General features: G+C 61.3%; 16 protein-coding genes. 5 read left to right on the forward strand and 11 right to left on the reverse strand.

Annotation, left to right across the window (positions count from 1 at the left end; all coding sequences use genetic code 11):
• Window positions 1-157: 157 nt before the first annotated feature.
• Both CI807_RS26550 and CI807_RS26555 read right to left on the reverse strand, forming a co-directional pair.
• Window positions 158-574 carry a PaaI family thioesterase gene (locus CI807_RS26550; protein WP_095016884.1) on the reverse strand — a complete coding sequence of 139 codons (417 nt, stop codon included), beginning with the start codon at window positions 572-574 and terminating at the stop codon, window positions 158-160.
• A 249-nt stretch (window positions 575-823) separates the two neighbouring features.
• The gene (locus CI807_RS26555) at window positions 824-1,909 is read right to left on the reverse strand and encodes a DUF1615 domain-containing protein (protein ID WP_095016885.1); all 1,086 of its coding nucleotides are present in this window, start codon (window positions 1,907-1,909) and stop codon (window positions 824-826) included.
• A gap of 146 nt (window positions 1,910-2,055) precedes the next feature.
• Between CI807_RS26555 and CI807_RS26560 the strand changes: the two genes are divergently transcribed.
• Entirely contained in the window at window positions 2,056-2,670 is a 615-nt protein-coding gene (locus CI807_RS26560) for a LysE family translocator (protein WP_095016886.1), read from the forward strand.
• 27 nt (window positions 2,671-2,697) lie between these two features.
• Here CI807_RS26560 and hemB read toward each other — a convergent pair whose 3' ends face one another.
• From hemB to CI807_RS26575, 3 genes are all read right to left on the reverse strand, one after another.
• Window positions 2,698-3,672 carry a porphobilinogen synthase gene (gene hemB, locus CI807_RS26565; protein WP_016977356.1) on the reverse strand — a complete coding sequence of 325 codons (975 nt, stop codon included), beginning with the start codon at window positions 3,670-3,672 and terminating at the stop codon, window positions 2,698-2,700.
• 116 nt (window positions 3,673-3,788) lie between these two features.
• Window positions 3,789-4,631, reverse strand: coding sequence for a PhzF family phenazine biosynthesis protein (locus CI807_RS26570; protein ID WP_095016887.1), 843 nt, complete (start codon window positions 4,629-4,631; stop codon window positions 3,789-3,791).
• Between the two features lie 3 nt (window positions 4,632-4,634).
• Complete coding sequence (locus tag CI807_RS26575) at window positions 4,635-5,333, reverse strand: glutathione S-transferase N-terminal domain-containing protein (protein ID WP_095016888.1); 699 nt, start codon at window positions 5,331-5,333, stop codon at window positions 4,635-4,637.
• A 253-nt stretch (window positions 5,334-5,586) separates the two neighbouring features.
• On the opposite strand from CI807_RS26575, the gene CI807_RS26580 reads away from it, so the two are divergent.
• Window positions 5,587-6,288, forward strand: a complete 702-nt coding sequence (locus CI807_RS26580) for a histidine phosphatase family protein (RefSeq protein WP_095016889.1) — start codon at window positions 5,587-5,589, stop codon at window positions 6,286-6,288.
• A gap of 55 nt (window positions 6,289-6,343) precedes the next feature.
• On the opposite strand, the gene CI807_RS26585 is transcribed toward CI807_RS26580, so the two are convergent.
• Window positions 6,344-7,096 (reverse strand): TerC family protein, encoded by a 753-nt coding sequence (locus CI807_RS26585; protein WP_010211333.1) that lies wholly within the window; start codon window positions 7,094-7,096, stop codon window positions 6,344-6,346.
• 42 nt (window positions 7,097-7,138) lie between these two features.
• A complete protein-coding gene (locus tag CI807_RS26590) occupies window positions 7,139-7,390 on the reverse strand; it encodes a hypothetical protein (protein ID WP_095017630.1) in 252 nt (83 codons plus the stop codon).
• Window positions 7,391-7,524: 134 nt separating this feature from the next.
• On the opposite strand from CI807_RS26590, the gene nhaR reads away from it, so the two are divergent.
• Complete coding sequence (gene nhaR / locus CI807_RS26595) at window positions 7,525-8,427, forward strand: transcriptional activator NhaR (RefSeq protein ID WP_020372645.1); 903 nt, start codon at window positions 7,525-7,527, stop codon at window positions 8,425-8,427.
• A 4-nt stretch (window positions 8,428-8,431) separates the two neighbouring features.
• On the opposite strand, the gene CI807_RS26600 is transcribed toward nhaR, so the two are convergent.
• On the reverse strand, window positions 8,432-9,589 hold the full coding sequence (locus CI807_RS26600) for an MFS transporter (protein WP_095016890.1): 1,158 nt from the start codon (window positions 9,587-9,589) through the stop codon (window positions 8,432-8,434).
• A 229-nt stretch (window positions 9,590-9,818) separates the two neighbouring features.
• On the opposite strand from CI807_RS26600, the gene sstT reads away from it, so the two are divergent.
• Window positions 9,819-11,039, forward strand: coding sequence for a serine/threonine transporter SstT (gene sstT / locus CI807_RS26605; protein ID WP_095016891.1), 1,221 nt, complete (start codon window positions 9,819-9,821; stop codon window positions 11,037-11,039).
• 69 nt (window positions 11,040-11,108) lie between these two features.
• Here the strand turns inward: sstT and CI807_RS26610 are convergent, their stop codons facing one another.
• Window positions 11,109-11,618, reverse strand: a complete 510-nt coding sequence (locus tag CI807_RS26610) for a DUF1993 family protein (protein WP_095016892.1) — start codon at window positions 11,616-11,618, stop codon at window positions 11,109-11,111.
• A gap of 115 nt (window positions 11,619-11,733) precedes the next feature.
• On the opposite strand from CI807_RS26610, the gene CI807_RS26615 reads away from it, so the two are divergent.
• A complete protein-coding gene (locus tag CI807_RS26615; RefSeq protein WP_095016893.1) occupies window positions 11,734-12,381 on the forward strand; it encodes a YceH family protein in 648 nt (215 codons plus the stop codon).
• A gap of 33 nt (window positions 12,382-12,414) precedes the next feature.
• Here the strand turns inward: CI807_RS26615 and CI807_RS26620 are convergent, their stop codons facing one another.
• Entirely contained in the window at window positions 12,415-13,221 is an 807-nt protein-coding gene (locus CI807_RS26620) for a sulfite exporter TauE/SafE family protein (RefSeq protein WP_095016894.1), read from the reverse strand.
• On the reverse strand, window positions 13,222-14,466 hold the full coding sequence (locus CI807_RS26625; protein ID WP_095016895.1) for an FAD/NAD(P)-binding oxidoreductase: 1,245 nt from the start codon (window positions 14,464-14,466) through the stop codon (window positions 13,222-13,224).
• Window positions 14,467-14,480 lie beyond the last annotated feature (14 nt).

Below are 14,480 nucleotides of genomic sequence, written 5' to 3' on the forward strand. Positions count from 1 at the left end.
GCTTGCTCGCGAAGAATCTACAGGCGCTGAGTAGTGCCAGAAGAGCTGCGTTATCGTTAGCGATCTTCGCGAGCAAGCTCGCTCCTACAGAAAAGCAATAAAGGGCAACATTGAGAGGGCCTGGTTCCACGAAAACCAGGCCTTTTCTTTATGGTTTTCACTGAGGTTGCGGCACCGCAAACACCGCATTCGCCCGCGCCACCACCTTCTCCCCCACCTGCAAGCTCACCGTGGCAAACGCCATCTGCCGCCCCCGCTTGTGATGCTCCAACCGCACCACAATCCACTCCCCCACCTGCACCGCCCCCAGGTAGTCCAAGGTCATGCTCGCGGTTATCAACGGCAGCGGCGGCTCACTGGAAAATGCCATCGCATAACCCATGCCGATATCCGCCAGGGTCGCCAACACCCCGCCATGCACGGTACCGCGCCCATTGGCGTGGCGATTGTCGGCACGCAGGCCAATTTCCAATTGCAGCCCCTCCCCTCGGCAATAGGCCGGGCCGAGCAGATCCAGCAATGGACTGCTGCGGGGCAATGAAACAAAACCTTCAGGTACGGCGTGAGTGATCATGGCGGACTCTTCCCTGGAGTGAAGGTTAAGATGTACGCCTGGCCGCACGCAGCGGCCATTACCATCTACCCCGCAAATCCCCCGTGATGCTTTGCGTTAATCCACCAGACCCGCTTTAACCTGGTGGCAGGCACTGCCGACGCCCTGGATCGCGCAGCCTATGCGCTGCCGTTTGTGATCCTGGCGTTTCCAGTGGTGTGGTTGTGGGGAGCGGGCTCGCCACAACAAGCCCGCTCCCCACAAAGCTGATCAGCGCTTCATGCACCGCTGATAACGTTCATCCACCCGCTTGGCGAACCAGGCGGTGGTGAGGTTGCGGGTGATCTTGGGGCTCTTGAGCACGATGCCCGGCAGGATCGCCCGTGGCATTGGCTTGCCCGCAGCCTTGTCGGCCAAGGCGAACACGCGTTTGTAGAGCGTGGTGTCTTCAAAGTCCAGTTGCTCACCCTGCTCCAGCTGGCTGCGGATGCTGGGGTTGCGCATATCCAGCTTTGCGCCCAGCGAACGCACTGCCAACTCGGTCGTGCCGGGCAACAACGAACCGTAGCGAATCAAATCCCCATCCAATGCCAGTTCTTTGCCCGAGGCACGGCTGACGGCAGCCTGGAACGCGGCATTGCGGCTGGCGTACCAGCCGGCATTGAAATCGGCAAAGCGATACAACGGCTGGTCATAGTTCACCGGATAACCGAGCAAATGCGCGATGCCGAAGTACATGCCGCCCCGGCGGGTGAACACTTCGCGGCGAATGCTACCGTCCACCGTGTAGGGATAACCTCGCGCCTGTTTCTGCGCAAAGTCGATACTCACCTGCATCGGCCCTGCGGTATGCACCGGGTTGAAACCACCAAACAGCGTGTTTCCCAGAGGCACCATGCTGATGAAGTCATCGAAGATGCCGCTCAGGTCTTTCTCCGTGCGCGCAGCGCTCAGGCGATCAGCGTAAGTCTTGCCGGTGGGCGAACGCAGTTGCAGCGCGCTGCGTACGACAAACGCCGGCACATGGACTTTTCCTGCACGCCGCAGGATTTCATCCTGCGCGATCTTGCCCATATTCGGCACGGGTGGGTCCACTTGGTAAGTGGACTCCTGCTCGGTGACCGCGAGCACCGCGCAGATGTTTTCCGTGCTGGGGTAGATTTTCTGGGTATCGAAGGCGGTGTAGATGTCCTGGGCCCACCCCGTGCGGTCGGACACCTGGGCCGGCAGCAGCCGCACGATCTGCGTCTTGACTTCGGCTTCGCTGCGCTCCGGCTGCTGCGCGTTGCGTGGAGTGGAGCAACCAGCCAGCACCAGCAAAGTGGCAAAACAGAGGATCAGGCGGCTTGAATGCATGGGGCTTCCTTGAATGACGGCGGGCCGGATAGTGCTGATATCGACCGGTAAGTGTAAGCAGGGTTCGCCCGGCAGGTACCCTCGCCAGTCACCCGCAAACGTGACAGGATCTGTCATCGACCATTCGTACACGGAGTTTGAATGCCATGCTCAGCCTCAACTTCCTTATCACCTGCCTGATTGTCGTGCTGATTCCCGGCACCGGCGTGATCTTTACCGTGTCCACCGGCCTCGCCGCCGGCAAGCGCGCCAGTGTGTTCGCCTCGTTGGGCTGTACCGCAGGGATCATCCCGCATTTGCTCGCGTCGGTTCTCGGCCTCTCGGCCTTGTTGCACACCAGCGCGTTGGCATTCGAAATGTTGAAGTACGCGGGCGCCGCCTACCTGTTGTACGTAGCGTATGCCACCTGGCGGGATCGCTCGGCCTTTGCGATCAGCGACACACCGACTCACACACGTGCGCGGACACTGATGTTGCGCGGCCTGCTGATGAACATTCTCAACCCGAAGCTGACCATCTTCTTCCTCGCGTTCCTGCCCCAGTTCGTCACACCAGGCAGCACGGCGCCCGCCCTGCAGATGTTGGTGCTGAGCGCTGTGTTCATGGCAATGACGTTTGTGGTGTTCGTGGCCTATGGCCTGCTAGCCAATGTGTTTCGGCGTGCCGTGATCGAGTCACCACGGGTGCAGAACTGGCTGCGCCGCAGTTTTGCGGCGGCTTTTGCGGGGTTGGGGTTGAATCTGGCGTTTGCGCAACGCTGAAGGCAGCATTGCGCAAACGCCCCTCAATCAGATCCCGGCCAACGCCAGGTCCATCGCAAAGTAGGTGAAGATCAAGTCCGCACCCGCGCGCTTGATCGACCCCAACGTCTCGCGCACCACACGATCCTCGTCAATCGCACCCGCTTGGGCGCCGAACTTGATCATCGCGTACTCGCCGCTCACCTGATACGCCGCCACGGGCAGGCGCGAGGCTTCGCGGATGTCGCGGATGATGTCGAGGTAGGCTCCGGCTGGCTTGACCATCAACGCGTCCGCGCCTTCCTGCTCGTCCAGCAACGATTCACGCACGGCTTCACGGCGGTTCATCGGGTTCATCTGGTAGCTTTTGCGGTCGCCCTTGAGCGCGCTGCCGCCGGCTTCGCGGAACGGGCCGTAGAGGGCCGAGGCGAATTTGGTCGAGTAAGCCATGATCGGGATATGGGTGAAGCCGGCATCATCCAGGGCGCGGCGAATCGCCTGGACCTGGCCGTCCATCGCCGCCGAAGGTGCGATCACATCGGCACCGGCGCGGGCCGCCGCCACGGCTTGTTTGCCGAGGTTGACCAAGGTCGCATCGTTGTCGACATGGGCACCGTGCATCACGCCGCAATGGCCGTGGTCGGTGTATTCGCAGAAGCAGGTGTCGGACATCACGATCATTTCCGGCACGGCGTCCTTGATGATCGAGGACATGCGCGAGACCAGGCCGCGTTCCTTCCAGGTGTCGCTACCGCTGGCGTCCAGGTGGTGCGACACGCCAAAGGTCATCACCGACTTGATGCCGGCGCGGGCATAGCGCTCGATCTCGCCGGCCAGTTTCTTCTCAGGGATGCGCAACACGCCGGGCATGCTGGTGATCGGCACGAAGTCGTCGATTTCTTCTTCGACGAAGATCGGCAGCACCAGATCATTGAGGGTGAATTCGCTTTCCTGGAACAAACCACGCAGCTCCGGGGAGCGGCGCAGGCGGCGTGGGCGGGCTTGGGGGAACTGGCTGGTCATGGCTTTCCTATCAGAAGGCAGAAATCTTTGGGGCGAAAGCTTATGCCCCTTGGCCCCGGCAGCACAAACGTCGAGGGGCCAATAGTGTATTGCGCCGCCCGTAACAATTCATTGATCTAGAGCTGCAATCGCCCTTCGATACACACCGCCACAGCGCCACCCACCCAGATTTCATCGCCCTGGCGCTCGACACGAATGCGCCCCGCCCGTCCGATGGCCGTGCCCTGACTGACCACATAGCGCTCAGGCGCCAGGCCTTCGGCCAGCAGCCATTGGGCGACGCCAGCGTTCAGGCTGCCGGTGGCCGGGTCCTCCTGGGCGCCGTCACCCGCAATGAAGGCGCGGACTTCAAACTGTGAGTCCACATCGTCCCGCGTGGGATCGCAGGGGGCGATTACACCCACCGCCAAACCGAGCATTTGCGAATAGTCCGGTTGCAAATCCAATACTTGATTACGGTCCGACAGCATCACCGCCAGCCATCCCGCACCGTTGTCGACCCACTGGCTACGCACGATGGCGTCGGGCGCCAAGCCCAGCGCCAGACGCAGGCGCTCGACCAACGAGGCCTCCAGCGCCCCTGAACGCAACAACGGCGGCGCGATAAATGCCAACTCATCGCCCTGGCGACGGATACGCACCAGGCCAATTTCACACTCCTGGATGATCTCCTCATCCTTCGCAATCCCGCCGGCCTGCAGCCACGCATGGCAACTGCCCAGCGTCGGGTGCCCGGCGAACGGCAGTTCCGTCAAGGTGGTGAAGATTCGTACCCGGTAGTCAGCCCTGGGATCACGCGGTGTCAGCAAAAACGTGGTTTCGCTGAGGTTGGTCCAATTGGCGAAGTCCGCCATCTGCTGATCCGTCAAGCTGTCGGCGCCAAACACCACCGCCAGCGGGTTGCCTTTGAGCGCCACGCGGCTGAACACGTCCAGCTGTTTGAAATCAAAAGTCGGCATGCTTCACCTCGGAATATTAAGGCCACGGATCACGGCCGGCCTTGCGACAAAACCGTCCAGCGCGCGCAACACATTAGGGAAGTCGGCAATGCCCACCAGGTCACCCGACTCGTAGAAGCCGATCAGGTTGCGGACCCACGGGAAGATCGCGATGTCGGCAATGCTGTACTCATCGCCCATGATCCAGGTGCGGCCCAGCAGGCGTTTCTCCAGCACCTCCAGCAAGCGCCGGGATTCGGCGGCGTAACGGTCGCGGGGGCGCTTGTCCTCGTAGGCCTTGCCGGCAAATTTGTTGAAGAACCCCAACTGGCCAAACATCGGCCCGATACCGCCCATCTGGAACATCAACCATTGGATCGTTTCATAGCGGGTGGCCGGGTCTTCGGAGAGCAACTGGCTGGTTTTTTCCGCCAGGTAGATCAGGATCGCTCCGGACTCGAACAGCGCCAATGGATGGCCGCTGGGGCCATTGGGGTCGATGATTGCGGGGATCTTGTTGTTGGGATTCAAGGACATGAATTCAGGCGACAACTGGTCCTGGGTCTCGAAACTGATCGAGTGCGCTTCATAGGGCAGACCCAACTCTTCAAGCATGATCGACACTTTGACCCCGTTGGGCGTCGGCAAGGAGTACAGTTGCAGACGCTCGGGATGCTGGGCGGGCCATTTGCTATTAATCGGGAAAGCGGCGATTGGGTTCATCGGGAAGCCCCAGGTAGGTGCAGGAAGCCCATGATAGTCATCTGGCCGATGTCCTGCATGGGTCATCAATACGCAACAACTGCGGGCTATTCTCCCGCGTGGGCGAACCAATACGCCCTTGCGCACTCGAACGTGCGCTCAAACGGTGAAAGGAGGCACCTCGCTATTGCGACAGGGAACACCGCAGCACGCCGCAGGCGTCGCTGGGCCGGGCTTGTCCGCCTTAACCCGATGCACTGAAGACTCGACACTAATGACAATCAAGCCTCTGTGCCTTGCTAGACGCCTCAAACGATATTCATACATTTTGTTGCCGGTACTGCTGGTCGGCGGCGCTATCGATCTGACCCTGGAATCGCGCATCAGCAATGCCGATCAGGTCGACGGCGTGCAAACCCTGGTCTTCCTCCGCCACGGTGAAAAACCCGCGGGTGGCCTGGGCCAGCTCAATTGCCAGGGCCTCAACCGGGCGATGAACCTCGCAACAGTACTGCCGGAGCGGTTCGGCAAAGCCAACTTCGTCTTCGCCGCCAATCCGACGCGTAATGTGGAAGAAGGTGAGTTTGACAATTCCTACAGCTATATTCGCCCCCTGATGACCATCAGCCCCAGCGCCATCAAGTTGGGCCTGCCGGTGAACATCAAGTTTTCAGCGAATGACACCAGCGCCCTCGCCGACGAACTGGTGGAAGCCAAATACCACAACTCCATCATCTACACCGCCTGGTCCCACGGTTATCTGCCGGAATTGATCAACAAGGTAGCCAGTGAGGCCGTAGGCGAAAAGCACACCATCACCGACGACTGGTCCGGCAGCGACTACGACACCTTGTATGTACTGACGCTGACCTGGCACAACGGCAAAGCGTCGTTGCTGAGCCGCAATTACAAGCAAGGTTTGAACAACGGCGATGAGAGCTGCCCGGATCCTACACAGGTCAGCGCAGAATCCTGACAGCAAAAGGCCGGCTGGGCTCTGGTGAGCGCAGCCGGCCTTTTGGTTTCAGCCGTTATTGCCGGGCAGCAAGCAAACGCTTGTGGCGGTTACGGCGAGCAATGTTCAGGCATTCAATCGCTGCCGAGAACGCCATGGCTGCGTACACGTAGCCCTTAGGCACATGGGCGCCGAAGCCTTCGGCGATCAACGTCATACCGATCATGATCAGGAAGCCCAGGGCCAACATCACCACGGTCGGGTTGTCGTTGATGAACTTGGCCAGCGGCTCGGCCGCCACCAGCATCACGATCACCGAGGTCACCACGGCAATGATCATGATCGGCAAGTGCTCGGTCATGCCTACGGCGGTGATGATGCTGTCGATGGAGAACACCAGGTCGAGCAACAGGATCTGGCCGATAGCCGCAGCGAAGCCGATGGCCACGACGTTGCCAGCGCTGGTTTCCTTCTCTTCCGGCTCCGGGTCCATGCTGTGATGGATCTCGGTGGTTGCCTTCCACACCAGGAACAGGCCACCGGCGATCAGGATCATGTCCTTCCACGAGAACGCCTGGCCAAACACTTCGAATACCGGCGCGGTCAACTGCACGATGAACGCGATGGTGCTCAACAGGCCCAGACGCAACACCAACGCCATGCTGATACCGATGCGTCGAGCCTTGGCCCGATGCTGCTCCGGCAGCTTGTTGGTGAGGATCGAGATGAAGATCAGGTTATCGATGCCCAGCACGATCTCCATGACGATCAAGGTCGCCAGGGCAACCCAGGCGGTGGGGCTGGCGGCCAGTTGTAAAAGGTAATCCATAGGTCAGTCCTGACGTTCTTCGTGAATATAAAGTGCGGGAAATTAGGCTTCTTTGCTGTTCGATTCGGTTTCTTTGTCTTCCTGATCATCCTTCTTCTGCGGGTTGATCAGGCCGTTGGTCGCTTCACTCAATGCCTGCTCGGCCGCCTTGTGCGTGTCATCGATGGCTTGCTTGGCCGATTCGGTGGCCTTGCCCAGCACCTGCTGCGCGCTTTTCTCGACCTGATCGCAGCCGCTGATCACTACCAATGAAAGCGCAAGCAACGATGCCATGCCCAGGGAATTGAGTTTCATCATGTCTTCCTCGTTAGAACCATTGGGTCCAAATAGTGGCCCCGCGATAGCGAGGCATTCTATGCAGGTGGACAGTTCAGGAAAATTCGTATTTTTCTCGCGTATACTTCGGTTTTCACGAAGTGACGGTGGCCATGCTCAATTACCGACAACTGCACTACTTCTGGGTGGTGGCCAAGACCGGCAGCATCGTGCGCGCGTGTGAGCAGCTTAACCTCACGCCCCAGACCATCAGCGGGCAGATCAGCCTGTTGGAGCAAACCTTTGGTATCGCGCTGTTTCAGCGCGTCGGCCGTCAGTTGGAACTGACCGAAGCCGGGCGCCAGGCCCTGCCCTACGCCGAGCAGATGTTCCAGACCGGCAATGAATTGGAGGCCATGCTGCGCGCGCAGCCCGATGAACAGCAGATCCTGTTCCGCGTCGGCGTGGCGGATGTGGTGCCCAAGTCCATCGTTTACCGGCTGATCGCGCCGACCATGGAGTTGAGCGAACCGATCCGCATCACCTGCCGAGAAGACAAACTCGAACGCCTGCTGGCCGACCTGGCCATCCAGCGCCTGGACCTGGTGATTTCCGACAGCCCCATGCCTACACACCTGGACATCAAGGGCTACAGCCAGAAGTTGGGGGAATGTGGCATCAGCTTTTTTGCCACCCAGGCGTTGGCTGACGCATACGGCGGGGATTTCCCACAGTGCCTGCACGGCGCGCCGCTATTGATTCCAGGGGCGGAAACCGTGGTGCGCAGCCGTTTGCAGCGCTGGTTTGCCGAACAGCAGATCCAGCCGAAGATCATCGGTGAGTTCGACGACAGCGCCTTGATGCAGGCCTTCGGCCAATCCGGCAGCGGAATCTTTATCGCCCCCAGCGTGATTGCCGATGAGGTGGTGCGCCAGTACGGCGTGGCGCTGATTGGCCAGACCGTGGCGGTGACCGAGTCGTTCTACGCGATCTCGGTGGAGCGCAAGGTCAAGCACCCCGGCATCGTGGCGATTACCGAAGGCGCTCGACGGGAGTTGTTTACCACCCTGCCCTGACGGTTCAAGCCTGGGAGGCGACCGGTTGCTTGGCAGTCATCAACCACAACGCCAGCAGGATCGACACCAGGATAAACCCGGACGCAGCAAAACCCAGGCTGCCCAGGCCAAGGGTGTCGATCACATGGCCGCCCACCAGGGCGCCCAGGCCGATGCCCAGGTTGGCCCCGGCGATGTTCAGCGACGCGGCAAATGCCGGCGCATGGGGTGCGGCTTTCATCAAGCGCACATGGCTGACCAGAAACATCGCCGCCTGGGTCACGCCCCACACGGCCATCGCCGCCGCCAGGCCAAGTGTGGAATGGATCGCCGGCACCAGCGCCACCATGCCCGCAATCATGAATCCGCAAAACACCATCGACGCGATCAACGGGTGGCGATCCACCGCACGCCCGCCCAACGAATTGCCAATCAGCCCGACCGCACCGAAGCCCATCAGGCACCAGCCCACCAACGTACCGTCAAAACCGGCCAGGCGTTCCAGGATGTCCGCCAGGTAGGTGTACGCCGTGAACATGCCGCTGAACACCAGGATCGACAACAGGATATGGCCCTGCATCAGTGGGTTGCGCAGGATCTTGAACTGCGAGCGCAGCGTCACTTGATCGTTCTTGGGCTGGGTCACCGGCAAGTAGATAAACAGCAACAAGGCCTTGGCCAGTGCCACCACCGCGAGGATGGCAAACGCGGTGCGCCAGCCGAACATATCGGAAATCAACGTACCTACCGGAATACCGAACACCGTGGCACACACGATGCCGAAGCCGATCTTCTCAATGGCGCGCCCGGCGAATTCGGGGCCGACGATGTCCACCGCCGTTTCGCTGGCCAACGCCCAGAACACCGGCAAGCCCAGCGCCGGGATCAACCGCGCCAACGCCATCACCCAGATATTCGGTGCCAGCGCCGCCACGGTATTGGCCACACCGAACATGATCAGAATGCTGATAAACAGCCGCTTGCGTGGGAAACGCGCGCAGTAGGCCGTCAGAAATGGACCAAAGGCCGCCACGGTAAACGCGAACAAGGTCACCAGCAGCCCGGCCTGGGACACACTCACATTCAGGTCCCGGGCGATGGAGGGCAGCAGGCCGACGATGACGAATTCCGTGGTCAGCACGGTAAAGCCGGCGGCCGACAGCAGCAGGATGGGAAACAACATGAAAACTCCAGAAACGACGACATCAACGACAACCCGAAGGGCGCGCTGAAGGATTAGGAAAGATGAGAGGACGGAATGTTAACAGGATTTTGCAAAGACTGGGGCGGGCGGGTGACGCAATGCCGCACCGCCGGGGACATTTCCTACAGCATGCTAGACTTCGCGATCCGCGTCCTACAGCCCTTTCTGCCTGTGCCGCCGTGCCTCCAAAAACTAGAGACAAGTGTTTATGACTGCTGCCCCTTCCCTCCTGCAACGACTGGCCCGCGTCAGCCTGGTCACGCAAATCGTCATCGGCCTGATCGCCGGCATCCTGCTGGCCTTGCTGTTGCCCGAGACGGCCAAGGCCACCGGGTTTATCGGCAAGGTGTTCGTCACGGCGCTCAAGGCCGTGGCGCCGATTTTGGTGTTTGTGCTGGTGATGGCGTCGATCGCCAACCATAAGCACGGCCAGGAAACCCACATCAAGCCGATCCTGTTCCTGTACCTGCTGGGCACCTTTGCCGCCGCCGTGGTCGCGGTGATTGCGAGCATGTGGTTCCCCTCCTCGCTGGTGCTGGCAACCCACGACGCAACGGTGACCGCGCCCGGCGGCATTGGTGAAGTACTGCAAAGCCTGCTGTTGAGCGTGGTGGACAACCCGGTCAGCGCACTGATGAATGCCAACTTCATCGGCATCCTGGCCTGGGCCATCGGCATGGGCATAGCCATTCGCCATGCCGGCGAGACCACCCGCACCGTGCTCGACGACCTGTCCAACGGCGTCACGCTAATCGTGCGGGTGGTGATCCGCTTTGCGCCGCTGGGCATTTTCGGCCTGGTGGCCTCGACCCTGGCCACTTCCGGCTTCGGCGCCCTGCTCGGCTACGCTCACCTGCTGGTGGTGCTGATCGGCTGCATGCTGTTCGTGGCGCTGGTGGTCAACCCGGCCATCGTGTTCTGGAAACTGCGCCGCAATCCGTATCCCTTGGTGTTGATGTGCTTGCGCGAAAGCGGGATCACCGCGTTCTTCACCCGCAGTTCCGCGGCGAACATCCCGGTCAACCTGGCCTTGAGTAAACGCCTGGGCCTGCATGAGGACACCTACTCGGTGTCAATCCCGCTCGGTGCCACCATCAACATGGCCGGCGCGGCGATCACCATCACCGTACTGACCCTGGCCGCCGTGCACACTCTGGGCATTGCCGTCGACCTGCCCACCGCCGTGCTGCTCAGCGTGGTCGCGGCCGTCTGCGCCTGCGGTGCTTCTGGCGTGGCGGGCGGCTCGCTGCTGTTGATCCCGCTGGCGTGCAGCCTGTTTGGCATTCCCAGCGAGATCGCCATGCAAGTGGTTGCTGTGGGCTTCATCATCGGCGTGCTGCAGGATTCGGCCGAAACCGCGCTGAATTCGTCCACCGATGTGCTGTTCACCGCCGCCGCCTGCCTGGGCAAGGAAGAACAGCCGGCTTGACCGCCAGCCACAAAAAAGCCCGGGGCCGTTCACTGAAGAACGCCCCCGGGCTTTTTTGTGACTGGATGCTTAGAAAGCGCCCATGTAATCACGCTTGCCCACTTCCACGCCGTTGTGGCGCAGCAGCGCGTAAGCGGTGGTGACGTGGAAGAAGAACTGCGGCAGGCCGTAGGTCAGCAGGTAGGACTGGCCGCTGAAACGCTTCTCTTTCGGTGTGCCTGGACGCGTGACGATCTCGATGCCTTCCTTGCCGTCGACTTGCTCGGGCTGGATGGTGTCGACAAAGGCCAGCACTTTGGAGATCAGCGCTTGCAGGTCAGCGAAGGTGACTTCGGTATCTTCATATTTCGGCACTTCGATCTCGGCCAGGCGTGCAGAAACGCCCTTGGCGAAGTCGACGGCGATCTGCACCTGGCGCACCAACTGGAACATGTCCGGGAACAGGCGTGCTTGCAGCAAGGCGTTCGGCTCGATGTTCTTGGCGGTGGCGTGGGCTTCGGCCTTGGCCAGCACACCGCTCAGGGCGGTGAGCATTTGCTTGAAGACGGGGATGGAGGCGGCGTACAGGGAAATAGTCATGGCAGTCTCTGGGTAATGTCACGGTTTGAACCAGCGGCGATTATAGCCATGCCCGCCGCTTGTCTTTTATTTTTTCCGGCTTACGCTAGGCACTTCACTGCATAGGGAAAGCGCGATGACCGCCGAGCACGACACCGAGACCCCTGAGCCGCGCCTGAACAGCACGGAAATCCGCATCCTGGGCTGCCTGATCGAAAAGCAGGCGACCAACCCGGAAACCTATCCCCTGACCCTCAATGCCCTGGTACTGGCCTGCAACCAGAAGACCAGCCGCGAGCCGGTCATGACCCTCAGCCAGGGCCAGGTCGGCCAGAGCCTGCGTGCTCTGGAAGGCCAGGGCTTCACCCGCCTGGTGATGGGCAGCCGTGCCGACCGCTGGGAACATCGTGTGGACAAGGCGCTGGAGCTGGTGCCGGCCCAGGTGATCCTCACCGGGCTGCTGTTCTTGCGTGGGCCGCAGACCGTCAATGAACTGCTGACCCGCAGCGGGCGCATGCATGACTTCGAAGATGCCGAGCAGGTGGTGCATCAGCTAGAGCGTTTGATCGCACGCGGGCTGGCGTTGCTGGTGCCACGTCAGGCCGGGCAGCGCGAAGACCGCTACACCCATGCGCTGGGCGATCCGGCGGACATCGAGACGATCCTCGCGGCGCGGGGCAACCCCGTGGAACGCGGGGCTGGCGTTTCAGCGGACCGGATCGAAGAACTGGAAGCGCGGATTGCAGCGCTTGAAGAGCGCCTGGCCCAGTTGGAACAGGGCTGAAGGTGCTGCGCAGCAAGCGCCCTCGCCACCGTTTCAGCGCAAGGCGTTAACTAGCATTCCAATCGCAACCAGTATGCACAGGCTGGCAAACCCCACTTGCAAGATACGGGCGGGAATCACCGAGCACAGGCGTCGGCCAGCGAGCATGCCGACGATGCTTGCGCCAATAAACACCCAGCCCACCGACTCGATGCGCACACCGGCATGGAATGCACCGGCCACGCCGATCAGCGAGAGCAGGCTGATCACCATCAAGGAGGTGGCGACGATGCCGCGCATCTGCACATCGGTGAGTTGCTTGAACGCCGGCACGATCAGAAAGCCACCGCCAACGCCCAGCAGGCCGGACACTGCACCGGTCACCGCGCCGAGGGCGGCCAGGGTCGCGCTGCATTTGGCGGTCCAGGCCAGGCGCCCGGTCTGCTGATCGAGCATGCAGTTCTTCTGCCCCCAGGACGCCGTGCCATGGTCGCTCGGCCCTGCCTCGCGTTTTTCACGCTGCAACATGCGCCAGGCTACTAGAACCATCAACCCGCTGAACAGGCCCATCAGCAGCGCTTCCGGCAATTGGTGGGCAAGAAAAACACCCACTGGCGAAAACAGCGCACCGAGCAAGGCGATCAATAACGCGGCGCGGTAACGCACCAGGCCATGGCGCAAACCGTCAATCGCCCCTACCGCCGCCGCCGCACCAACCGCAAGCAACGACACCGGCGCGGCCTGGGTCATGCTCAGGCCCAACCCCAACACCAGCGCCGGCACCCCGAGGATGCCGCCGCCCGCGCCGGTCAGGCCCATGACCAGGCCCATCAATAACCCCAACACACTGGCCAGCAGCATTCAGTCCACCTTGCTCAGGCGGGTCAGCCATTCGCGCCCCTTGAGCATACCGTTCCAGTAGAACCACGGCAGCAAAGTGGCCTTGAGGAACCACATCGAGCGGCGCGCCTGGGTCGGGTCCAGGGGAAAGGTCGGCAGCAACTTGCCGCCGTAGCCGAACTCAGCCAGCACCACCTTGCCCTTCTCCACCGTCAATGGGCAGGAACCATAGCCATCGTATTTAAGCGGCAGCGGCGCCTGTTTGCGCAGGGCCAGCAGGTTTTCAGCAACCACTACGATCTGCTTGCGTACCGCAGCGGCGGTCTTGGCGTTGGGGGTGCCGCACACATCACCCAGGCCGAAGATGTGTGGGTAGCGCAGGTGTTGCAGGCTGTGGGGGCTCACTTCGCACCAGCCGGCGGCGTCGGCCAGCGGGCTTTGGCGGATGAAATCCGGAGAAACCTGCGGTGGGACCACGTGCAGCAGGTCGAAGGATTTTTCTTCAATGCGCGCAGTGCCTTCGGCGTCCTTCACTTCGAACCAGGCCTTGCCTGCGGGGCCATCGACTTTCACCAGGTTGGCGTTGAACGCCAGGCGGGCGTTGTACTTCTCCACGTATTTCATCAACGGCGGCACGAAGGTCGCGACGCCGAACAGCGCGGCACCGGCCAGGTTGAATTCGACGTCGATGTTTTTCAGCACGCCCTGCTTGAGCCAGTGATCGCAGGACAAATACAGGGCCTTTTGCGGCGCGCCTGCGCATTTGATCGGCATGGCTGGCTGGGTGAAGATCGCCTTGCCACCCTTGAGTTGCTGCACCCGTTGCCAGGTGTAAGCCGCGTGCTGGTAGCTGTAGTTGGACGTGACACCATGCTTGCCGAGGGTGTCTTGCAGGCCTTCGACCTTCTCCCAGGCCAGGCGCAGGCCGGGGCAGACAATCAGGTTTTGCCAACTGACACGCTGGCCGCTGTCAAGGATCAGGGTCTGCTCGTCAGGCAGAACTTCGGTGACGGCGGCTTGCACCCAGGTAACGCCGTTGGGCAATACATCAGCCAGCGGACGACGGGTCTTTTTCAGGTCATAGGCGCCGCCGCCCACCAGGGTCCAGGCGGGCTGGTAGCAATGATGGTCGCTCGGTTCGATCAGGATGATATTCAGGTGCGGGTCGCGCTTGAGCAGGCTGGCCAGCAGGCCAATGCCCGCCGAGCCGCCGCCGATGACTACGATGTCGCCACTGATGGTTGGGCCCCAGTGTTGGTCGGTCATGGTCTATCGCCTTT

This window comes from Pseudomonas sp. NS1(2017), from assembly GCF_002269425.1.
GTDB lineage: Bacteria > Pseudomonadota > Gammaproteobacteria > Pseudomonadales > Pseudomonadaceae > Aquipseudomonas > Aquipseudomonas reactans.